Source organism: Bradyrhizobium sp. 4, assembly GCF_023100905.1.
In the GTDB taxonomy this organism is placed as follows: domain Bacteria; phylum Pseudomonadota; class Alphaproteobacteria; order Rhizobiales; family Xanthobacteraceae; genus Bradyrhizobium.
In genome coordinates this window covers 4785906-4808178 of record NZ_CP064686.1, presented here as the reverse complement: position 1 = coordinate 4808178, position 22273 = coordinate 4785906, and the positions used below count along the sequence as shown (strand labels likewise).

General features: G+C 63.4%; 21 protein-coding genes. 10 read left to right on the top strand and 11 right to left on the bottom strand.

The window, feature by feature from the left end; genetic code table 11:
- Nucleotides 1-22: 22 nt before the first annotated feature.
- The 11 genes from IVB45_RS22785 to IVB45_RS22735 form a co-directional block, all read right to left on the bottom strand.
- Nucleotides 23-415 carry an LIC12192 family sporadic carbohydrate cluster protein gene (locus tag IVB45_RS22785; protein ID WP_247361956.1) on the bottom strand — a complete coding sequence of 131 codons (393 nt, stop codon included), beginning with the start codon at nt 413-415 and terminating at the stop codon, nt 23-25.
- On the bottom strand, nt 408-1214 hold the full coding sequence (locus tag IVB45_RS22780) for a sporadic carbohydrate cluster 2OG-Fe(II) oxygenase (RefSeq protein ID WP_027567508.1): 807 nt from the start codon (nt 1212-1214) through the stop codon (nt 408-410). The genes IVB45_RS22785 and IVB45_RS22780 overlap by 8 nt, the downstream gene beginning before the upstream one ends.
- Nucleotides 1211-2329, bottom strand: a complete 1119-nt coding sequence (locus IVB45_RS22775; protein ID WP_247361953.1) for a DegT/DnrJ/EryC1/StrS family aminotransferase — start codon at nt 2327-2329, stop codon at nt 1211-1213. Before IVB45_RS22775 ends, IVB45_RS22780 begins: the two co-directional genes overlap by 4 nt.
- On the bottom strand, nt 2319-3425 hold the full coding sequence (locus IVB45_RS22770) for a DegT/DnrJ/EryC1/StrS family aminotransferase (RefSeq protein ID WP_247361950.1): 1107 nt from the start codon (nt 3423-3425) through the stop codon (nt 2319-2321). Before IVB45_RS22770 ends, IVB45_RS22775 begins: the two co-directional genes overlap by 11 nt.
- Nucleotides 3426-3433: 8 nt before the next feature.
- Nucleotides 3434-4393 carry a transketolase C-terminal domain-containing protein gene (locus tag IVB45_RS22765; RefSeq protein WP_247361947.1) on the bottom strand — a complete coding sequence of 320 codons (960 nt, stop codon included), beginning with the start codon at nt 4391-4393 and terminating at the stop codon, nt 3434-3436.
- 10 nt (nt 4394-4403) lie between these two features.
- Nucleotides 4404-5252 carry a transketolase gene (locus tag IVB45_RS22760; protein WP_247361944.1) on the bottom strand — a complete coding sequence of 283 codons (849 nt, stop codon included), beginning with the start codon at nt 5250-5252 and terminating at the stop codon, nt 4404-4406.
- Nucleotides 5249-6277, bottom strand: coding sequence for an aminoglycoside phosphotransferase family protein (locus tag IVB45_RS22755; RefSeq protein ID WP_247361941.1), 1029 nt, complete (start codon nt 6275-6277; stop codon nt 5249-5251). The genes IVB45_RS22760 and IVB45_RS22755 overlap by 4 nt, the downstream gene beginning before the upstream one ends.
- On the bottom strand, nt 6274-6885 hold the full coding sequence (locus tag IVB45_RS22750; protein ID WP_247361940.1) for a hypothetical protein: 612 nt from the start codon (nt 6883-6885) through the stop codon (nt 6274-6276). The genes IVB45_RS22755 and IVB45_RS22750 overlap by 4 nt, the downstream gene beginning before the upstream one ends.
- Nucleotides 6886-6890: 5 nt before the next feature.
- On the bottom strand, nt 6891-7892 hold the full coding sequence (locus tag IVB45_RS22745; RefSeq protein ID WP_247361938.1) for an SDR family oxidoreductase: 1002 nt from the start codon (nt 7890-7892) through the stop codon (nt 6891-6893).
- A gap of 27 nt (nt 7893-7919) precedes the next feature.
- Nucleotides 7920-9491, bottom strand: coding sequence for a PfkB family carbohydrate kinase (locus IVB45_RS22740; protein ID WP_247361936.1), 1572 nt, complete (start codon nt 9489-9491; stop codon nt 7920-7922).
- 83 nt (nt 9492-9574) lie between these two features.
- Nucleotides 9575-10603 carry an SDR family oxidoreductase gene (locus IVB45_RS22735; protein ID WP_247361934.1) on the bottom strand — a complete coding sequence of 343 codons (1029 nt, stop codon included), beginning with the start codon at nt 10601-10603 and terminating at the stop codon, nt 9575-9577.
- Between the two features lie 161 nt (nt 10604-10764).
- Between IVB45_RS22735 and IVB45_RS22730 the strand changes: the two genes are divergently transcribed.
- From IVB45_RS22730 to rpoB, 10 genes are all read left to right on the top strand, one after another.
- Nucleotides 10765-11352: an SIS domain-containing protein gene (locus IVB45_RS22730; RefSeq protein ID WP_245287774.1), complete on the top strand. Its 588-nt coding sequence runs from the start codon at nt 10765-10767 to the stop codon at nt 11350-11352.
- Between the two features lie 75 nt (nt 11353-11427).
- Entirely contained in the window at nt 11428-12696 is a 1269-nt protein-coding gene (locus tag IVB45_RS22725) for a class I SAM-dependent methyltransferase (protein WP_247361933.1), read from the top strand.
- Between the two features lie 379 nt (nt 12697-13075).
- Nucleotides 13076-13267 (top strand): preprotein translocase subunit SecE, encoded by a 192-nt coding sequence (gene secE, locus IVB45_RS22720; RefSeq protein WP_007602984.1) that lies wholly within the window; start codon nt 13076-13078, stop codon nt 13265-13267.
- Nucleotides 13267-13821, top strand: a complete 555-nt coding sequence (gene nusG, locus IVB45_RS22715) for a transcription termination/antitermination protein NusG (RefSeq protein ID WP_007602985.1) — start codon at nt 13267-13269, stop codon at nt 13819-13821. The genes secE and nusG overlap by 1 nt, the downstream gene beginning before the upstream one ends.
- Before the next feature lie 130 nt (nt 13822-13951).
- The gene (gene rplK / locus IVB45_RS22710) at nt 13952-14380 is read left to right on the top strand and encodes a 50S ribosomal protein L11 (protein WP_007602986.1); all 429 of its coding nucleotides are present in this window, start codon (nt 13952-13954) and stop codon (nt 14378-14380) included.
- Between the two features lie 6 nt (nt 14381-14386).
- Nucleotides 14387-15079, top strand: coding sequence for a 50S ribosomal protein L1 (gene rplA / locus IVB45_RS22705; protein WP_007602988.1), 693 nt, complete (start codon nt 14387-14389; stop codon nt 15077-15079).
- A 90-nt stretch (nt 15080-15169) separates the two neighbouring features.
- Nucleotides 15170-16123 carry a 2-hydroxyacid dehydrogenase gene (locus tag IVB45_RS22700; protein WP_247361931.1) on the top strand — a complete coding sequence of 318 codons (954 nt, stop codon included), beginning with the start codon at nt 15170-15172 and terminating at the stop codon, nt 16121-16123.
- A gap of 580 nt (nt 16124-16703) precedes the next feature.
- Nucleotides 16704-17222 carry a 50S ribosomal protein L10 gene (gene rplJ / locus IVB45_RS22695; protein ID WP_027567495.1) on the top strand — a complete coding sequence of 173 codons (519 nt, stop codon included), beginning with the start codon at nt 16704-16706 and terminating at the stop codon, nt 17220-17222.
- Nucleotides 17223-17276: 54 nt separating this feature from the next.
- Nucleotides 17277-17654, top strand: coding sequence for a 50S ribosomal protein L7/L12 (rplL, locus tag IVB45_RS22690; protein WP_007602994.1), 378 nt, complete (start codon nt 17277-17279; stop codon nt 17652-17654).
- A 482-nt stretch (nt 17655-18136) separates the two neighbouring features.
- Nucleotides 18137-22252 (top strand): DNA-directed RNA polymerase subunit beta, encoded by a 4116-nt coding sequence (gene rpoB / locus IVB45_RS22685; protein WP_007602996.1) that lies wholly within the window; start codon nt 18137-18139, stop codon nt 22250-22252.
- Nucleotides 22253-22273 lie beyond the last annotated feature (21 nt).

Below are 22273 nucleotides of genomic sequence, written 5' to 3'. Positions count from 1 at the left end.
CCTCAACCGGTCCGCAGCATCGTCACAGGATGGTCGCGAATTTGTTGACGAGCAGGATGTCCTCGACGGCCTGGATGTTGTCGCGCGAGGACAGCGTGATCTCCTCGACGGCCGCGTGCAGATCGCAGCCCTCGCTCAGCACCCGGCCATAGATCTCCCGCCGCCGTGCCTCGTCGGGCGGCAGCATGAAGATGCTGTAGAGAATCAGGCCGCGCAACCGCGGCAGCTCGTCCAGGATGTCCTCAAGCACCATGTAGCTGCCGGGCATGGTGTGCTCGGCGGCGCTGAGCAGATAATGCAGATTCTTCCGTCGCGCATAGTCGCGGATCACGATGTTCTGGACGTGCTGCGGGGTACGGCTGCCGTTCAATGGCCGGGCGCCGATATAGCCGCGATGGCCGGCTCGCTCAGCCATGGAAGCCTCCCGGGAGCTTGTATTGCATGCCGACACGTGTCGCCGGGCGCAACAGGATCGGTTCGAAGAATTCGCCGAATCGCTTGTCCGCATAGGGCGACATGATGCTCTTGAAACGGCAGTTCATGCTCCAGCGCGAGCCGGCTTCCTCGTTGATGCGATTGCCGTGCATCAGGGTCTGGTTGAACAGCATCACGTGACCGTAGGGAATCTCGATGAAAGTCGCGTGCGGCTTGATGGTCTGGTAGAGTTCCTCGGCGCTGCGCAGGCTGGCCATCCGGTCCTGCATGTTGCCGTTCAGGGATGGCGGCAGCAGATACATCGATTTGGTGCGGTGGACGTCGACCAGCGGTACCCACACCACGACCTCGAACGGCGAGTCGCCCGACCAGACGTCGGAATGGGTGGCGAGCAGCGACGAATCGTCTCCCGGTAGCTGGATGCTGAGATTGACGCGGCGCTGCATGCAGAGCTCGTTGCCGACGATGGTCTCGATCGTCGAGCGCGCCAGACGGAAATAGGTCGGCCGGAACCAGGGCTCGGCGTTGAGACCGTTGAAGACGTGCAGCCGCAGGCCGTTGAGATCATCTACGCTCACCCGCGTGTGGATGGTGTCGAGCATCGCGTAGGGGTCGTTGCCGTGTGGCAGCTTCAGATAATCCGCCGCGAGCTCGGCGGCGCGCCGTTGGATCCGATCGAGCCCGGCGCGATCGTCGGCCGGCGTGGTGACGAAGCCGTCGTCGATGAAGCGTTGCGCCAATGCCTGCTCATCGGCCTCGAGGAAAGCCGTGTCCGTCATGCAAAATACTCCCGGGCCGTCGCGCAAATATAGCTGATGTCCGAGGTCGAGAGGAACTGGTTGATGGGAAGCGTGAGGATCTGATCCGCCTGCCGCTCGGTCACCGGGAACGCGCCGCGACCGTGGCCAAGATGCGCCGCCGCTTCCTGGAGGTGGATCGGTACCGGATAGTGGATCGCGGTCTCGATACCCTTGTCGGCAAGATATTTCTGGAGGTCGTCGCGACGGTCCGTCTGCACGACGAAGGTGTGGAAGGTGTTGAACTCGATGTTGCGGCAAACCGGAATGAACAGGGGAAGGCCGCCGAGCTCGGCGCGATATTGCGCGGCGTTGCGGCGCCGGCGTTCAATGACAGAGGGCAGGTGACGCAAGCGAATCCGGAGCACCTCGGCCTGGACCGTGTCGAGGCGTGACACGATGCCCCATTCCTGGACGTCACTGCGATTGATCAGGCCATGATTGCGCAGGCGGCGAATTCTCGCGGCAAGCTCGGCGTCGGCGGTGACGACGAAGCCGGCGTCGCCCGCGGCATTGAGGTTCTTCAGCGGGTGGGCGGAGAAGCAGCCGAACGTTCCGATGGTCCCGCTCATCCGCCCGTCATAGGTCGAGCCGACGGCCTGTGCGCTGTCCTCGATCACGGCAAGAGCGTGCTTGGCCGCAATCGCCATCAGCGGGTTCATGTCGGCCATCCGCCCGGTCAGGTGCACCGGCATGATTGCCCTAGTCCGCGGGGTGACGGCGGCCTCGACCGCGGCCGGATCGATATTCTGGTCCGGCAGCACGTCCGCAAATACTGGCGTGGCGCCGACGGCGATGATGGCGGCGGTCGACGCCACGAACGAATTCGGCGGGGTGATCACCTCGTCTCCGGGACCGATGTTGAGCGCCCGCAACGACAGGATCAGCGCATCGGTGCCGGAATTCAGCGTCACCACATGCGGCGAGCCAAGATAGGTGGCGAGCTCCTCTTCGAGCTTCGCAACGGCCGCGCCGCCGATGAAATCGCCGCGCCGGAACACGCCCTCGACCGCCTGCATGATCTCAACGCGCTCTTCCTCGAATTGCGCGGGAAGATTGACGTAACCGATGCGCCGGCGGCCGGTGTCAGCGTCCATGGCAGAACTTCCGAACGATCTCGATGACGCGGTCCTGTTGCGCCCGCGTCAGATGCTGGTCGACGGGGAAGCTGATGACTTCCTGGGCGTGGCGGTCGGTGACCGGGAAGGTGCCCGGCGCGTAGCCGAGGTGCTTGAGGCCTTCCTGCTGATACAGCGGGATGGGATAGTGGATCTTCGCTTCGATGCCGTTGTCCAGGCAGTATTTGTAGAGCTCGTCGCGGCGCTCGGCGAACACCATGTAGAGATGGTAGACGTGCTTGACGTTGGGCCGGCGCGGCGGAATGCGCAGGCCGGGCAGGCCGGCAAGGCCCGAATCGTAATAGGCCGCGTTCTCGATCCGGCGGCGCGTGATCTCGCTGGTCTGGCCGATCAGCCAGTTGCCGACGACCGCCTGGAGGGAATCGAGCCGCGAATTGCAGCCGAGGATCGCGATCTCGTCGCGATTCTTCATGCCGTGGTTGCGGATCAGGCGAAGCCGCTCGTTCATCCGGTCGTCATTGGTGACGACGACACCGGCATCGCCCCAGACGTTGAGGTTCTTGAGCGGATGCAGCGAGAAGCCGGCCGCGATACCGTGGGTGCCGGACCGTTTTCCCGCGAACTCCGACAGGATGCCCTGGCAGGAATCCTCGACCACGGGGATGTTGTGGCGCTGGGCGATCGCCATCAGCTTGCCCATGTCGGTGACCTCGCCGGTCAACTGAACCGGCATGATCGCTTTGGTCTTCTCGGTGATCGCGGCTTCGACGTAGTCGACGTTCATGCAGAAGGAGTCGTCGCAGTCGACCAGCACCGGCGTCGCGCCGGTCTCGGCGATGGCACCGACCGTGGCAATGAAGGTGTTGGCAGCCGTGATGACCTCGTCGCCATGGCCGATGCCGAGCGCCTTGAGCGGCAATTTGAGCGCATCAGTGCCCGATCCGACGCCGATGGCGTGACGCACGCCGATCAGCTCGGAAAAGCGCCGTTCGAATTCAGCGACCGGCTTGCCCAGGGTGAAGTCACCGGTCGCCACCAGTCGGCCGATCTCGGCCAGGATCGGTGCCGGGTCGGAGAATTGCTCGAGCAGATAGGAATATCGAACGTCGTGCATGGGGCCCGTCAGGTGGAATGAAGTTGAGGAGAGGAGGTGTGCGAAGCGGGGAGCGCGCGCGCGACCGAGGTCGCAATGGCGTCGGCGGAAAGTCCGTGCTTCTTCAGCAGCGAGTCCTGCGATCCGTAATTGTGCATGAACCGGTCCGGCAGCGACAACCGCAGCATCGCGGGCAGGCCAGAGCCGAGCTTGTCGATCAGCGCCTCCGCGACCGCGCTGCCGAGGCCGCCGGAGGGCACGTGCTCCTCCAGCGTCGCTACCAGCCTGGTGCCCCGGATCGCTTGCAGCAGCGCCTCGGTGTCGAGCGGCTTGACGGTGTGCATGTGCAGGATGCCGGCGCGAATGCCTTGCGCTGCCAGCAGGTCGGCCGCAGCGAGTGCGCGCTGGAGCATGATGCCTGTCGTGACCATGACGACGTCGCCGGGCGGGCGCATCAGGATGGCCTTGCCGATCTCAAAGCCGTGCTCGGCCTTCGAGACCACGGCGTCGCCACCTTTGCCGAGCCGGATGTAGATCGGCCCGGTCCAGTCGAGCGTTTGCTCCATCAGCCGCGACGCCTCGTCGGCATCGCACGGGCAGACCACCGTCATGTTCGGCAGCGCCCGCATGATGGCGATGTCCTCGATCGCCTGGTGGGTGGGGCCGAGCGGCGCGTAAACCAGCCCGCCGCCATTGGCGATCAGCCGCACTGGCAGATTGTGCAGGCACAGATCGACCGCGACTTGCTCGTAGCAGCGGCGGGTGAGGAATGTGGCGATGGTGTTGACATAGGGCACGAAGCCTTCCATCGCGAGGCCGGCGGACATGCCGATGATGTGTGCTTCCGAAATGCCTTCGATCAGGTGGCGCTTGGGAAACTCCTTGCTCATCGCGCGCAAGGTACCTGCGCCGGGATCGGAGCCGATGTAGAGCACACGCTCGTCGCGTGCGGCGAGCTTGTGGACCATGTTCATCGCGGTGTTGCGCATGAGGACCCGATCAAAAATCCCCGACGGCGACGCGGATGGCGTCGAGCTCGCTGTCGGTGAGCTTGTTCTTGTGATGCCAATCGGCGTTGGATTCCGCGGCCGGCAGACCCTTGCCCTTGACGGTATGGCAAATGATCGCGGCGGGTTTTCCCGGAACGGCTGGGACCTGCTTCAGGACTGTGCGCAGGGCGCCGACGTCGTGGCCGTTGAGCTCCTGGACGGCAAAGCCGAAGCTGCGCCACTTGTCCGCGAGCGGCTCCAGCGGCAGGACGTAATCGGTGGGCCCGTAACTCTGCAGCTTGTTGTAGTCGATCAGCGCGATCAGATTGTCGAGCCCGTGCTTGGCCGCGCCCATGGCGGCTTCCCACACTGATCCCTCGTTGATCTCGCCGTCTCCGAGCAGGACGAAGGTGCGGTAGGTGCGCTCGCGCATGCGCGCGGCGAGCGCGAGGCCGACACCGATCGACAGGCCGTGTCCGAGCGCGCCCGTCGAGGCCTCGACCCCCGGCACCATTCCGTATTCGGGATGTCCGCCCAAAATGCTGTCGGGGCCGCAGAAACCGTCCAGCTCCGACAAAGGAAAGAAGCCGCGATCGGCCAGCAGCGCATAGAGCGCCAGACACCCGTGTCCCTTGCTGAGGATCGCGCGGTCGCGGGCCGGATCGCGCGGGTTGTTCGGATCGATCCGCAGCACGTCGTCGTAGAGTACGCGGACCATCTCGATCAGCGACAATGCCGGACCGACATGTCCGCGTCCCGCGGAGCGGACAGAACCGAGCACCAGTCGGCGCAGATAAAGGCTACGCTCGTCCAGCGTGCAGGTGAGGGCGGCTTCAGCGTGGGGCGAGATCTGGGTCACTTCGGTAAATCGGTTGGGCGAATCGTCTGGTGAAGCCGGCGGGCTTTGTCGAGCTGACCGGCGAGGCGGATCCTAACATCGCCACCTTGCGCAGCGATTGCGCGCCGGGAGCGGCTGTCCGGCAAATAGGCGTTCAGGACAATCAGGCACCAGATTCCCTTGAACACAGGATACAGTACGTCACGTCGGACCGCAAACGCGTCATCGTTCGCCTCGAAGGCGCGCGACAGCCGTTCAATCAAGCGATTCGCGCTCGCTTCCGGCAGATCACTGCCGGGGTGAATGGCGGTGTCGGACACGAGCTTGACCGGATCGTCCCAGCCGAAATATTCGAAGTCGATGAATCGCAAACGCCCGTCTTCGGCGCGCAGTGCGTTGTGCAGTCCGAAATCGGACGGACTCAGCGCGCGATGGGTGGGCGCAAGGTCCGCTGCGGGATTCCGACCCAGTTCCGCGTAACGCCGGCGGAGCTGCCGAATCGCGACGTCAATGCTGGGAACCAGGCTGCCTTCGAGGAACGCACGCAGGTCGGAATGACTATCCGAGGCTCGCCTCAATGCGTCCAGACGCTGTTCGTACTGGGCGATGGCCGCCTCCGGCGAAAAGATGCTGGCTGAGGCGTTGCGCAAAATCTGCGCGCCTTCGGCTTTGCGCAGCTTCTGTAGCTCTATGAGGAAATCGGCGAGTTGGTCGGCGTCGTCGCCCTGGGGACGCAGCGCCGCGGCCTCGCCGTCGAACCATTGGTACAGCGCGCAGAATGCATCTGCGTCCTTCGCGACTGGCTGCGGTGTCGACGTGATGCCGTGGCGCGCCAGGAACGAGAGTGCATCATACTCCTGTCCCAGGCGATCGCGTCCGTCGGACGGATAATGCTTGAGGGCGAGGGGCGGTCCATCCGCCATCTCCAGCCGAAACACCCTGTTGTTGCCGCCGGATCGTGCCGGCTGGGCGGACGCAACACGCGCACCGGCCAGGCGGCTGCCGATCGCCATCGCATCCGGCGCGGTGATGTCGGTCTCGCTCATGCCGCAAACACCTCGCGGCGGATATCGGCCCATGTCGCGATTGGCTTGCAGTGTTCGGGGTGGGGCGGCTGCGACTGCGTGAACAGGATCGATCGCGTGGCCTTCGGAAAATGCGGTTGCTCGAAGACGTCGACGAGGTCATCGATGAAGACGTCGAGCTTCAGGATCACGAGCCTCTCGACCTTGGCGGGCAGTGTGTCCTCGAAATAGATATCGCCGATAGCCAGCGCCGCATCCGCAGCGTCGACTAGGCCCGCCCCCCGCAGCCAGCTGCGCGCGGCGTCACGCAGGTCAGTGCGGTCGGGGTCCTGATGACCGAATCGGGTCTTGTGGCTGACGATGCAAACCTTCGAGCCGGCCTGCTTGCACGCCGCCAGGAATTCCCGCACCCCTGGATAGATTTCGGCGCCGCCAATTCCCTTGCCGTAGACGAAGCCTTGCAGTCCTTGCCAGGCGAGCTCGCCGCCCGCGCGGGACCGGAGATGATCCCGTAGGTCGGTCTTAAGCCCCTCCCACCCTTCCGGCACCAGCCCACGCTCACGTGCGACGGCGGCAAAGACCTTGTCGTAGCAGATGATCGTGTTGTCGAAATCGATGCCGATCCGCACGCCGCTCACTTCAGGCTGATGTTCTGCATCATCTTGATGTTGAAGTACCGGGGGTCGTTGAGCGAGTTCGGCAGGCGGCCGCCCCTGAAGGCGTTGACGAGGCCGGACACGGCCTGCTCGATCGTGTGGGTTGGCGCAAAGCCGAGCTCGCGGCGGATCTTCTCCGATGAGACGTGGTAGGAGCGGAGATCGTCGGTCGGCTCGACGACGACGTCGACATTGCTGCCGACCACCGACTTGACGATGTCGGCGATCTTCATCAGCGAGTGGTTTTCGTAACCGATATTGTAGGTCTTGCCGTCGATCTTTGCGTCATCCTGCTGGAGCAGGAACAGATAGGCGGCTGACATATCCTCGATGTGCAAATTGGGCCGGCGCTGCGTTCCGCCGAACACGCGGATGCGGCCGGTGTTGACCGCGAGATTTGTCAGGATGTTGACGACGACGTCGAGCCGCTGCCGCGGTGCGTAGCCGCAGACGGTGGCGGGACGAACCGTGCAGGTGACGAAACCGGACGCGGCCTCGTCGGCAAGGTCGGTCTCGCACATCGCCTTGAACTTCGAGTAGTCCGTGAGCGGCTCGCAGGACAGGTCCTCGGTCACCTCGGCTTCGTCCTTGATGCCATAGACGCTGGACGAGGAGGCATAGATGAAGCGCTTGATGCCCGCCTTCTTGGCGGCGCGCACCATCGGCCGGAAGCAGTCGTAATTGATGGACTTGCCGAGCCCCGGGTCCAGCTCGAACGACGGGTCGTTGGAGATGCAGGCGAGGTGGATCACGGCGTTGTTGCCGCGCAGGGCCTCGTTGATCGCGGCTTCGTCACGGATGTCGCCCTTGATCAGGCGCAAATCGGGATTGTTGCGGACGGCATCGAACACGTCCTCGCCATACATGAACAGGTCGAGCACGGTGACCTTGTGGCCCGCAGCGAGCAACTGGGGAACCAGCACGCTACCGACATAGCCGGCACCACCGGTGACCATCACATTCCATTTTCGACCAATCACTGTCGTTCTCCAGTATCTGCCGTCGCGCTACTTCAGCAACGCGGTGACGAACTTGACCAGCGGCACCTTTTCGACCGAGCTGCGGTGGCCGACGATCCCGACCTTGATTGCGCCGGCCGCGTTGCCGATGAAGGCGACGTCCTCGATATTGCCGCCGGCGGCGACCAGCGGCGCGGTGATCGTCAGGAAGGCGTCCCCCGCGCCGACGGTGTCGACGACGGTCTTGGTGAAGGCGGGGACGCGCGTGACGCCGGTTTTCGACGAGAAAGGGTAACAGCCGAAGGAGCCGTGCGTGATGATCATGTTGTCGCAGTCGATCTTGCCGTGCAGGCCGACCTCGATCACGGACGCGATGTCGCTGAACTTGTCGGTTGCAGCCAGACGCGCCTCCGGCGCGTCGATGCAGATGTAGTCGGCCCGCGGATACCTCGTGATCAGGTTGTAGCCGTGATTGCCGCTGTTGCTCTGGGCATTGACCGCCAGGAACTTGGAGTTGGCGATCAGGGTGTCGATCGTACTCGACGCGATCATGCCGTGACCGAAATCAGTGGCGATCACCACATCCGCGCTACGCACACGCTCCGTCGTGATACGGTCGATTTCCTTCCGATCGGCCTCGTCGAGCGGCGTGTCGTCCATGGTGTAGACTTCGAAGAGCTTGTGCAGATATCCCAGCTCGACGTACCGCGATTTGCGGGTCGTCGGACGGCCCTGAAGGCGGATCGGCGTCAACGTGACGTTTGGGCGGACATGCGCCCGAATGAACTCCTCAGGGTAGTCGTTGCCACCCAGCGTCGTGACGACCTCCACCGACTTGCAGAAGCTCGCGACATGGTTCGCCGCGGCAATGACGCCGCCGGCAAATTGCTCGCCACTCTTGAACAGCGTGGCGACGATGTTTTCCTTCGATGCCTTTCCGAGCGCCGTGACGTACTGGTATTCGTCGATGATGGTGTCGCCGACCAGCACGACGTGCATGTCCTGCACCTTGTCGATCAGTTTCAGCAGGCGATCGGCGCCGCCACCTTCACGGACTTTTTGCAGGTAGTCGCGAAGCGGCGGATCGTAGATGTCGAAATACCGGTTCACTAGCGACGAGGAGCTGAATGTCACGTCCCGGGTGAACACGATGCGTCCGCCGTGACGCTCGACGGCGTCGCGCTCGCTCCGGATCTTGCCGGTCACGTCGTCTTCGGGATTCTCGTAGTCGGATCCCTTCACGTAGATGTCCGGCCGCACCGTATCCAGGATCGGCTCGGCGCTGGAGGTGTGATTGATGCCGACCCAATCGACGGTCGCGAGCGAGGCCAGCATCTCGGCCCGCATGTTTTCGGGGAAAATCGGCCGACCCGGTCCCTTGTTGACATAACGGTCGGCGGTGATCGTCACCATGACGACGTCGCCCTCGTTGCGCGCCGCCTGGATGTGTCTGATATGGCCGAGATGCACGAGGTCGAAGACGCCGTGGCAGAGCGCAACCTTCCGGCCTCGCGCTTGCGCGGACCGCGCGATCTCGCCCAGTTCCTCGATCGTCTTGATCTTTTCGTGCGCCGCCAGTTGGTCGTTCAACGCGGGATTGCCGGTCGGAATATTGCCCATGTGAATAACCTAAAGCGCCAGCCGGCCTCAGCCGGGCGGCCCGGAATTGATCGATTCGCGGCAACGATACCCGGCGAACCTGTTCACTGGCTTGCCTTCTGCGGCACGCCGGGCGCCGCGTCGTTGTTGTCCCCGAGATATTTGAACCAGTCCTTCGTGGCGTCCGCGATCTTGTCCACCGTCCACAGGGGGGCGTCCTTGTACTGATCCATCGACTTCAGCATCGTCGCGACCCCGTCCTCAAATTTTACCTTCGGCGTCCATTTCAGGATCCGCTTGATCTTGGTGATGTCGGCATAGGTGCAATCGGGCTCGCCGGGACGCTTGGGAATGTGGACCTTGTCGCCGCCGAGAAGCTCGATCAGCCGGTTGACACTGTAGGTGTTGTCCGAGCCTACGTTGAAAATTTCGTTCGAGACCTCGGAGCGCGCGGCGGTCACGAAAGCGTCGGCGACATCGCTGACGAACGTGAAGTCGCGGGTCTGCTCGCCGTCGCCGACCACCGTGAAGGGCTTGCCGGCGAGCTTCTGCGCCATGAACACGCCGAACACGGCGCCGTAGGTGCCCGTGGTGCGGTGGCGCGGCCCGTACACGTTGAACAGGCGCAGCGCGACCGCGGGCAGCTTGTAGACCTGGCACCAGTGCATGACGCACTGCTCGCCGAGATTCTTGGTGAGGGCATAGGGATACATCGGCCGGATCTCGGCGCTCTCCGGCGTCGGATAGACGTCGGGAATTCCGTAGCAGGACGACGATGCGGCATAAACGAAGCGACTGACGCCCGCCTGCCGTGCAGCCTCGAGAACGTTGACGGTGCCGTCGACGTTGGCGCGGTGATACGGGATCGGGGACTCGATCGAGGGAACGATGTCTGCCAGCGCTGCGAGATGGAATACCCAGTCGATGCCGTCGAAATGCGGCTTGATCGATTCGAGCTCGGTGACGTCGGCCCGCACGATCTTCAGTCGATCAGAATCGACGCGCGAGGCCAGATTTTCGGGACGTCCGATCACAAAATTGTCGAGCGCGACGACCTCGTGGCCGTCGTCGAGGAGGCGGTCGACGAGGTGACTGCCGATGAAGCCGGCGCCACCGGTAACGATGCATTTCATAGGAACATCCGTGATGCGAATGCCCAGCGAAACAGGCCCGCCAATGTTGAGTGAAGGTGGAAACCGAATCGGCTGCTGGTCAACTTCGAAGGTAATATACCTTTGCAATCACTGGTGATAGCCGGTATCAGGGCGTCATGTCGCCGTCGAGCTGCGAGCCCATGCCTGCCGAGTCCGTCGATCCCGATCACAAGGCTTTCCTTGACGACTACGTAGGACGCCTCCATCGCGCGACGGCGATTGACGACGGGGTTTTCGCCAGGATTTCCGCCACCCGCACGGCCTGGTTGTGCGCGCGCGAGCAGGGCGGCCGCGTCATCTTCATCGGCAATGGAGGCTCGGCCGGCATCGCCTCCCATCTCGCGATCGATCTGGCGAAGAACGCATCGGTGCCGGCACTCTGCTTCAGCGATGCCAGCATGATGTCGTGCCTCGCCAATGACTATGGTTTCGAGGACTGGCTTGCGCATGCCGTGAGGTTGAGCGCCCGCGCCGGCGACTGCCTCGTCGCGATCAGCTCGTCGGGACGCTCGAAGAACATTCTCAATGCGGTCGCGCAGGCGCGGACGATGAAGCTCGATGTGATCACGCTGTCGGGCATGACCGCGGAGAATCCGCTGCGCAATCTCGGCGACGTCAATTATTACGTCGACAGCCGCAGCTACAATATTGTCGAGACCACGCATCAGTTCTGGATGATGGCCGCGATCGACCTCATCATCGGTCGCGCGGAATATCCGGCCTCCTGAGGCGGTGCCCTCTATCTGATCACCACGGGTGAGATTGCCTCGCCTGTTCGCATGTCTCCGTCTTACGGTCCTACGATGAAAAACCTGTTCTACGTCCGCCATACCTGCCGCCTCTGTCATTCGGACAAGCAAGAGCTCGTCGTGCCGATGGCAGGCATGCCCATCGGCACGCCGAACTTTCAGGTGCCGGACGCAAGCGTCGACGATCCCGTCTTTCGGGCCGCGGTGCCGATGGCGCTGCACCTGTGCGCAGACTGCGGCCATCTGCAGATTCTCCACGTCGGCAATCCAGAGATCCAATACCGAAACTACGTCTATACCACCTCGCTCTCGCTTGGCCTGCGGGAGCACTTCGCGGGCTATGCCATGGACGTCGTCAGCCGATTCGTCATCGCGCCGGGCTCGCTGGTCGTCGAGCTCGGCAGCAACGACGGATCGCTGCTCGGTTTCTTCAGGGAGCGCGGCATGCGGGTGCTCGGTGTCGATCCCGCCGTCGACATCGCGCGGCGTGCGACGGAAGCGGGGATCGAGACCATCGGCGATTTCTTCACCGATGCCATCGGTCGCCGCATCCTGCAAAGCCACGGCGCGGCCAGTGTCGTGATCGCCAACAACATGATCGCCAATGTCGACAATCTCGACCCGCTGGTGATCGGGGTTCGCGACGTGCTTGCGCCGGACGGGCTGTTCGTTTTCGAAACGCAGTATGGCGTCGACGTCACCGAGAAGAACCTTCTCGACACCGTCTATCACGAGCATCTGTCGTATTTTAACATCAAGCCGCTGACGCGCTTCTTCGCGCGACTCGGCATGGAAGTGATCGACGCCCAGCACATCGAGACCAAGGGCGGCTCGATCCGGGTGACGGTGCAGCGTGCCGGTGGCGCGAAGAGGCCGTCCGCGGAGGTCGCGCGCTTCATCGCCGAGGAAGACCGGCTCGGCGTCGACCGGCCGGCCTACTATGTGCCCTATGCGAAGAGAATCGCCGCCATCCGCGACGAGCTGGTCGCGATGGCCGATGCCGCCCATGCGCGCGGCCAGCTCGTGGCCGGCTACGGCGTCTCGGTCGGGACCACGACGCTGCTGCCGCAGTTCGGCCTGGAGAACAGGATCGACTTCCTGGTGGACGACGACCCCAAGAAGGGGAGCGTTATGGCCGGCCCGGGGTATGACATCCCGATCCTGCCGCCCGCCGCCCTTTACGAGCGCAAGCCGGCGTTCGTCGTCGTCTTCGCCTGGCGCTATGTGGATCCGATCCGGGCCAAGCATGCCGGCTATTTCGCCGAGGGCGGAAAGTTCGTCGTGCCGTTGCCGGGTATTTCGACGATCGATCGGGCCGTCTGACCTTGAGGGGTCGCCAAAGAGGCTGCAGGTGAGGGGGACGGGCCCGGTGGTCTCGTTCTGCGAGGAACCGGCTGAGGCCCTGGGAAGGCGCTTTGCAGGCGGCAGATAAGCCCTTGATCGGCCTGATCTCTAGTCGGTCGCCCGCGGAGGTCGGTTTACTCGCGCGGGCCCTCTCTATCTTGACCTTTGGTCCCATCCGCAGTAGATACCGCGCACTCGCAGCCGGCCCGTTAGACGCGGATTTCCGGCGCGGCTTTGAAATCCCCGAACAATCGAGCCCGATTTCCGGCTCATCCTTCGACAGAGGGCTGGGCCAACGGCGGCTGTTCGGATCCCTGAAATTCATTCGCGTCTGTCGACGGACGTTGGACATCAAACGATGGCAGTCAGCCCGTTCAAGTTCTTGCAGGAAGTGCGCTCGGAGACCGCCAAGGTCACCTGGCCGACCCGCCGCGAGACCACGATCACCACCATCATGGTGTTCGTGATGGTCGCCGTGGCCTCGATCTTCTTCTTCGCCGCCGACCAGATCATCCGCGTCCTCATCACCTTCCTTCTGGGCATTCACTGATGGCAACAGCAACGGCTCAATTGTCTGACAAGCGCTGGTACATCGTCCACGCCTATTCGAACTTCGAGAAGAAGGTCGCCGAATCGATCCGCGAGCAGGCCAAGCAGCGCGGGCTCGAGGAGCTGTTCGAGCTGGTGCTGGTTCCGACCGAGAAGGTCACGGAAGTGCGCCGCGGCCGCAAGATCGACGCCGAGCGCAAGTTCTTCCCGGGCTACGTGCTGGTGAAGATGAAGCTGACCGACGAGGCGTTTCATCTGATCAAGAATACGCCGAAGGTGACCGGCTTCCTCGGCGCGGAAAACAAGCCGATGCCGATCTCGGAAGCCGAGGCCATGCGCATTCTGCACCAGGTGCAAGAGGGCGTGGAGCGGCCGAAGGCGTCGGTGTCGTTCGAAATCGGCGAGAACGTGCGCGTGGCCGACGGCCCGTTTGCCTCGTTCTCGGGTGTGGTCGAGGAAATCGACGAGGCGCGCTCGCGCGTGAAGGTCGCGGTGTCGATCTTCGGCCGCGCCACGCCGGTCGAACTGGAATTCGGTCAGGTCGAGAAGGTCTGATCGGGTAGGCGTGAGGCTTCGGTCTCGCGCAGCAAGAGGCCGTGGGAGGGAGAGGGCGGTTGCCAGCCGCATCCGACCCAGACCACGAACCTGAAACCGCCGGCCCAGGCCGGCCCAACAGGAGTGATACATGGCAAAGAAAGTGACCGGATACCTGAAGCTTCAGGTCCCGGCCGGTGCGGCGAATCCTTCGCCCCCGATCGGTCCCGCGCTCGGTCAGCGCGGTCTCAACATCATGGAGTTCTGCAAGGCGTTCAACGCCCAGACCCAGAAGGAAGAGAAGAATACCCCGATTCCCGTCGTGATCACGATCTACGCCGATCGTTCGTTCACGTTCGAGATGAAGACGCCGCCGATGTCCTTCTTCCTCAAGCAGGCTGCCAAGATCCAGTCCGGCTCCAAGGCGCCGGGCCGTGACAAGGCGGGTGCGGTGACCAAAGCGCAGGTGCGCGAGATCGCCGAGAAGAAGATGAAGGATCTCAATTGCGACTCGATCGAGTCGGCCATGAAGATGGTCGAGGGCTCTGCCCGTTCGATGGGTCTGGAAGTGGCGGGGTAAGGGCTCATGGCAATCGGAAAGCGTTTGAACAAAGCCCGCGAAGGTATTGATCGCGAAAAGCTTTACCCGCTCGCGGACGCCATCAAGATGGTCAAGGAACGCGCGAAAGCGAAGTTCGACGAGACCATCGAGGTCGCGATCAATCTCGGCGTCGATCCGCGTCACGCCGACCAGATGGTCCGCGGTGTCGTGACCCTGCCGAACGGCACCGGCCGTACGCTCCGCGTCGGCGTGTTCGCCCGCGGCGCCAAGGCCGACGAGGCCAAGGCTGCGGGTGCCGATGTCGTCGGCGCCGAGGACCTTGTCGAGAAGGTGCAGAACGGCACGATCGATTTCGATCGCTGTATCGCAACCCCCGACATGATGCCGCTGGTCGGCCGCCTCGGTAAGGTGCTCGGCCCGCGCGGCCTGATGCCGAACCCGAAGATCGGCACCGTGACCATGGACGTCACCGGCGCTGTGAAGGGCGCCAAGGGCGGCTCGGTCGAGTTCCGCGTCGAGAAGGCCGGCATCCTGCAGGCTGGCGTCGGCAAGGCCTCGTTCACCGAGGAAAAACTGGTCGAGAACATCAAGGCTCTGGCTGACGCTGTCTCCAAGGCCAAGCCGGCCGGTTCCAAGGGCACCTACATCCAGCGCGTTGCGGTGTCCTCGTCGATGGGTCCCGGCGTGAAGGTCGAGCCGGGCACCATTCTCGGCTAAGGTTTGGAAACGACATGAGGCGAGGGGCGGAATTGGGCAACCGATTCCGCCCCTCGTCGTTTGTCACGGCGTTCACCGGAAACAAGAACAATGACTGACAAGGTCCTGATCTACTCGCGCTTTCCCAAGACGATGATGGCGCGCTTCGCCGAGCGGTTCGAGCTGCTCGACACCGGCGGCAAGCCGGCGCGGGAGATGTTTTCGGCCGACGCGCTCGGCGATATCCTTGCAGTGCTCACCGCCGGCGGCACGCCGCTGGGCGCGGAGGCGATGGACCTGTTTCCGAAGCTCGGTGCCATCGTCTGCTACGGCACTGGCTATGACGGTGTTGACCTGAAGGCCACTGCTGCCCGCAACATCGCGGTCGGACATAGCCCGGGCGCCAATGCGGCCTCGGTCGCCGACATCGCGATGACGCTGATGCTCGCGACGACGCGGCGAATCCTGGTTGCCGACCAGTACGTCCGAAGCGGCGATTGGGCCGCGTCAAAGCCCTCGCCGATGATGCGCCCGCAGGCCGGGATGCCGGGCCGCCGCATCGGCGTCTACGGCATGGGCGAAATCGGCCGCAAGATCGCAGCGCGCTGCGCCGCCTTCGAGAGCGAAATCGGCTATTTCAGCCGCAGCAAATACGATCTGCCCTATCAATATTTCCCGACGCTGGAGGCGCTCGCCGACTGGTGCAGCGTGCTGATGATCGCGGTCCGGGCAGGGGCCGAGACCCAGCATGCCGTCGGCGCCGATATCCTCAAGCGCCTCGGGGCGGACGGCTATGTCGTCAACATCTCCCGCGGCTCGGTGATCGATGAGAAAGCCCTGGTGGTGGCGCTCACCGAAAAGACCATCGCCGGAGCCGGTCTCGACGTCTACGACAAGGAGCCGCACGCCCCGGACGCGCTGACGGCGCTGCCCAACGTCGTGTTCGCCCCCCATGTCGGCGGCCACACCCTCGAATCGCACGTCGCCATGCAGAACTGCGTGCTGGCGAACCTGACCGCATTTTTCGAGGGCCAGCCGCTGCCTTACGCGGTCAAAGGAGCTTGAATCGGCCCTTGTCGGCCCTTGTCGGCCCGGGTCAAGCGCCAGCGGCAACGGATTGGAACTGGTGTGAATTTTGCTCTTGGCAAGCCGGCGCCGAGCGGTTAAAGAACCGCTTCCGGACGTGCCGGCCTCGGCTGGCGCGTTCGTGCACGCATTCCGAAAACAAGCGATGGAGATCATTCCTTTTCAGGGCGTCCGTGAGGATTTGCCGGAAAAGGAGGGAAACCCGTCGGGTGTGGGATGCGGGCAGAGGTCGGGCGGTAGCCGGCTGACCTTGTCCTGTCCAAGACTGCAGGCGCCCGCGGGGAATTTCGATTTCTCAACGGCTTAATCGCATGGCCTGCATAGACGGGTGAAGACCGGATTTCACGTCGTGACCGCCTTAGGGTCGGTTGCGGAATGGGTTTGGTTCGGACCTCGACACGCCGTGGGCTTCAACGGGCTCCCGGAGGGCAGGCTTTGAATTGTCGTCTTGCCCGGCGTGTCCGATGGGTTTGGCCCTGAGGTTCAGGTTTGGGCGGGACGATGGGTGCAACCCGGCGGTCCCGCTTTCGCGATGACCGCCAACCGGAAAGAGCTTGCTGTGGAACGAGCGGCAAAAAAGGAAGCGGTCGAACAGCTCAATGGGGTCTTCAAGACCACGAGCGTCGCGGTCGTTGCCCAATATTCCGGCCTGACCGTTGCCCAGATGCAGAAGCTGCGCTCGCAGATGAAGCAGGCTGGCGCCTCGGTGAAGGTCTCGAAGAACCGTCTCGCCAAAATTGCTCTTGAAGGCACTGACGTCGTTGCCATCGGCCCCATGCTGAAGGGACCGACCGTGATCGCCACTTCGGACGATCCGGTAGCGGCGCCAAAGGTCGCCGTCGAATTCGCCAAGGCGAACGAAAAGTTCGTCATCATTGGTGGCTCGATGGGAACGACCGTCCTGAATGTCGACGGCGTGAAGGCTCTTGCCTCGCTGCCGTCGCTTGACGAACTGCGCGCCAAGATCGTCGGCCTGCTTGTGGCCCCGGCGACCAAGATCGCTCAGCTCGCCAACGCGCCCGCGGGCAAGCTCGCGCGCGTCATCCAGGCTTATGCCTCAAAGGGCGAAGCGGCCTGACGCCCTTCGCAAAACTCAAACCCGAACCAGACTTACATTCAAGGAAACTGAACAATGGCTGACCTGCAGAAGATCGTTGACGACCTCTCGAGCCTCACCGTGCTCGAAGCTGCCGAACTCGCGAAGCTCCTCGAAGAGAAGTGGGGCGTTTCGGCTGCCGCGGCTGTCGCCGTGGCTGGCCCGGCTGGTGGTGGCGCCGCCGCCGCTCCGGCCGAAGAGAAGACCGAGTTCACCGTCGTTCTTGCCGCCGCCGGCGACAAGAAGATCGAGGTCATCAAGGAAGTCCGCGCCATCACCGGCCTGGGCCTCAAGGAAGCAAAGGACCTCGTCGAGGGCGCGCCGAAGCCTGTCAAGGAAGGCGTGAACAAGGACGAAGCCGAGAAGCTCAAGGCCCAGCTCGAGAAGGCTGGCGCGAAGGTCGAGCTCAAGTAAGCAGCGCTTACTGGCACGAGATCCCGGTCAGCATCATCGCAACCGGGATCTCGGTCCACTCCCTGAAAGGGTGGGCCGGATGCAAAAGGCGTGCGACGGAACGACACGACGCAGGCCGAACACGAAAAAGTGTGGGGATTTGAGGGTTTACCCCTCGAATCTGCACTAATGTCGCCCCATATCGGGTCGGCAGCACGAAAGCGCGGTGGGCAGGGATGCCGGATTCCCTGTAAGCCGTTGGGAGAGCAAGCTATTTCGGGCTTTTGCAGTCCGTGAAGAGGTTGGTTGTGACGGGCGGGCGCGCTCCTGCGCCCCGCGCGTCGTTTTGCGTTTTGAAGGTCTGAAGAACAGATTCAGGACATTCCTGCCTGAAACTGAGTCTCCGGCCCCCAAGACGGGTTCGAAAAATTCAACCCGGGGAGCGGCGGTCGCCGCGTTCCGGAGGGCGCGCCCAAATCGGGCGACGAAAATGAGAGGCCACGATGGCGCAGCAGACATTCACCGGTCGCAAACGCGTTCGCAAGTTCTTCGGACACATCAAGGAAGTGGCCGAGATGCCGAACCTCATCGAGGTTCAGAAGGCGTCCTATGACCAGTTCCTGATGGTCGACGAGCCCCAGGGCGGTCGGTCGGACGAGGGCTTGCAGGCGGTGTTCCGCTCGGTGTTCCCGATCTCGGACTTCTCGGGCACCTCGATGCTGGAATTCGTCCGCTACGAGTTCGAGCCGCCGAAATACGACGTCGACGAGTGCCGCCAGCGCGGCATGACCTTCGCGGCCCCCCTCAAGGTGACGCTGCGCCTCATCGTGTTCGATATCGACGAGGAAACCGGCGCGAAGTCGGTCAAGGACATCAAGGAGCAGGACGTCTACATGGGCGACATCCCGCTCATGACGATGAACGGCACCTTCATCGTCAACGGTACCGAGCGCGTCATCGTCTCGCAGATGCACCGTTCGCCGGGCGTGTTCTTCGACCACGACAAGGGCAAGACCCATTCGTCGGGCAAGCTGCTGTTCGCCGCCCGCGTGATCCCGTATCGCGGCTCCTGGCTCGACATCGAGTTCGACGCCAAGGACATCGTCTATGCGCGTATCGACCGTCGCCGCAAGCTTCCGGTGACGTCGCTGATGTTCGCGCTCGGCCTCGACGGCGAGGCGATCCTCAGCACCTTCTACAAGAAGATCCAGTACAAGCGGATCAAGGAAGGCTGGCGCGTTCCGTTCGACGCCAATCGTTTCCGCGGCTACTCGACCATCAACGACCTGATCGACGCCGATACCGGCAAGGTCGTGCTCGAAGCCGGCAAGAAGCTCACCGTGCGCGGTGCGCGTCAGATGCAGGAGAAGGGGCTGAAGGCGCTGCGCCTGTCGGATGCGGAGCTCGTCGGCAACTACATCGCCGAGGACCTCGTCAATCCCAAGACCGGCGAGATCCACGCGGAAGCCGGTGAAGAGATCACCGACAAGTCGATGAAGGCTCTCAACGAGCAGGGCTACAAGGAGTTGCCGCTGCTCGACATCGACCACGTCAACGTCGGCGCCTACATCCGCAACACGCTCTCGGCCGACAAGAACATGACGCGCGAGGACGCGCTGTTCGACATCTACCGCGTGATGCGTCCCGGCGAGCCGCCGACGCTGGATTCGGCGCAGGCGATGTTCCAGTCGCTGTTCTTCGACGCCGAGCGCTACGACCTCTCGGCGGTCGGCCGCGTCAAGATGAACATGCGCCTCGACCTCGATGCGCCCGACACCCAGCGCACGCTGCGCAAGGAAGACATCCTCTCCGTCATCAAGACGCTGGTGGATTTGCGCGACGGCAAGGGCGAGATCGACGACATCGACCATCTCGGCAACCGCCGTGTGCGTTCGGTCGGCGAGCTCATGGAGAACCAGTACCGCATCGGCTTGCTCCGCATGGAGCGCGCGATCAAGGAGCGCATGTCTTCGGTCGACATCGACACGGTCATGCCGCAGGACCTGATCAACGCCAAGCCGGCGGCCGCCGCCGTGCGCGAGTTCTTCGGCTCCTCGCAGCTCTCGCAGTTCATGGACCAGACCAACCCGCTGTCGGAGATCACCCACAAGCGCCGTCTCTCGGCGCTTGGACCGGGCGGTCTGACCCGCGAGCGCGCCGGCTTCGAGGTGCGCGACGTGCATCCGACGCATTACGGCCGCATCTGCCCGATCGAGACGCCGGAAGGTCCGAACATCGGCCTGATCAACTCGCTCGCGACCTTCGCGCGCGTGAACAAGTACGGCTTCGTCGAGACCCCTTACCGCAAGGTCAAGGACGGCCGCGTCACCGACGAGGTCGTGTACCTCTCGGCGATGGAAGAGGGCCGCTACACGGTCGCCCAGGCCAACGTGCCGCTCGATCCGAAGGGCCGCTTCACCGAAGATCTCGTGGTCTGCCGTCACGCCGGCGAAGTCTTGCCGGTGACCCCGGACAAGGTCGACTACATGGACGTGTCGCCGAAGCAGCTCGTTTCGGTCGCAGCCGCGCTGATCCCGTTCCTCGAGAACGACGACGCCAACCGCGCGCTGATGGGCTCGAACATGCAGCGCCAGGCGGTGCCGCTGGTTCGCGCCGAAGCGCCGTTCGTCGGCACCGGCATGGAAGGCGTGGTTGCGCGTGACTCGGGTGCTGCGATCGCGGCGCGCCGTTCGGGCGTGATCGACCAGATCGACGCCACCCGCGTCGTCATCCGCGCCACGGAAGATCTCGATCCGACCAAGTCGGGCGTCGATATCTACCGGCTGATGAAGTACCAGCGCTCCAACCAGTCGACCTGCATCAACCAGCGTCCGCTGGTGAAGGTCGGCGACATCGTCAAGAAGGGCGACATCATCGCCGACGGTCCGTCGACCGATCTCGGCGAGCTCGCGCTCGGCCGGAACGTGCTCGTCGCGTTCATGCCGTGGAACGGCTACAACTTCGAAGACTCGATCCTGCTCTCCGAGCGGATCGTGAAGGAAGACGTGTTTACCTCAATTCATATCGAAGAATTCGAGGTGATGGCCCGCGACACCAAGCTCGGACCCGAAGAAATCACCCGCGACATTCCGAACGTCTCGGAAGAAGCGCTGAAGAACCTCGACGAAGCCGGCATCGTGTACATCGGCGCGGAAGTGCGCGCCGGCGACATCCTGGTCGGCAAGATCACGCCGAAGGGCGAAAGCCCGATGACGCCGGAAGAAAAGCTCCTGCGCGCCATCTTCGGCGAAAAGGCTTCCGACGTCCGCGATACCTCGCTGCGCGTTCCTCCGGGCGTGCAGGGCACCATCGTCGAAGTGCGCGTGTTCAACCGGCACGGCGTCGACAAGGACGAGCGTGCGCTGGCAATCGAGCGGGAAGAGATCGAGCGTCTGGCCAAGGACCGCGACGACGAGCAGGCGATCCTGGACCGCAACGTCTACAACCGTCTTGCCGAGCTGCTCGAAGGACGGCAGGGCATCGCCGGTCCGAAGGGCTTCAAGAAGGACACCAAGATCACCCGTGCGGTGCTCGAGGAGTACCCGAAGTCGCAGTGGTGGCTGTTTGCTTCGCCGAACGACAAGCTGATGGCCGAGATCGAGGCCATGCGGAAGCAGTACGACGAGTCGAAGAAGGGGCTGGAACAGCGCTTCCTCGACAAGGTCGAAAAGCTTCAGCGCGGTGACGAATTGCCGCCCGGCGTGATGAAGATGGTCAAGGTCTTCGTCGCAGTGAAGCGCAAGATCCAGCCCGGCGACAAGATGGCCGGCCGCCACGGCAACAAGGGCGTGGTGTCGAAGATCGTGCCGATCGAGGACATGCCGTTCCTCGAAGACGGTACGCATGCCGACATCGTGCTCAATCCGCTCGGCGTGCCCTCGCGCATGAACGTCGGACAGATCCTCGAGACCCATCTCGGCTGGGCCTGTGCCGGCCTCGGCAAGCGTATCGGCCAGACGGTCGATGCCTATTTGTCGAAGCAGGACATCAGGCCGCTGAAGGAAACCTTGAAGAAGGTCTACGGCGAGGACGAGACGATCAAGTCGCTCAACGACAACGAGTTGATCGAGCTCGGCCACAATCTGAGCCGCGGCGTTCCGATCGCGACGCCGGTGTTCGACGGCGCCAAGGAAGCCGACATCGAGGAGATGCTGAAGCTTGCCGGTCTGGACGCTTCGGGCCAGTCGACCGTCTATGACGGCCGCACCGGCGACGCCTTCGACCGCAAGGTGACGGTGGGCTACATCTACATGCTCAAGCTGCACCATCTCGTCGACGACAAGATCCACGCGCGTTCGATCGGTCCGTACTCGCTCGTTACCCAGCAGCCGCTGGGCGGCAAGGCGCAGTTCGGCGGCCAGCGCTTCGGTGAAATGGAAGTGTGGGCGCTCGAGGCTTACGGCGCGGCGTACACGCTCCAGGAGATGCTGACCGTGAAGTCGGACGACGTCGCCGGCCGTACCAAGGTGTACGAGGCGATCGTGCGTGGCGACGACACCTTCGAGGCCGGTATTCCGGAATCGTTCAACGTGCTGGTCAAGGAAATGCGCTCGCTCGGCCTCAACGTCGACCTGCACAATTCCAAGGTCGGACCGGGGACGGCGGAAGCGGCCGAGTAATACGACCCTTCATGCCCGGCC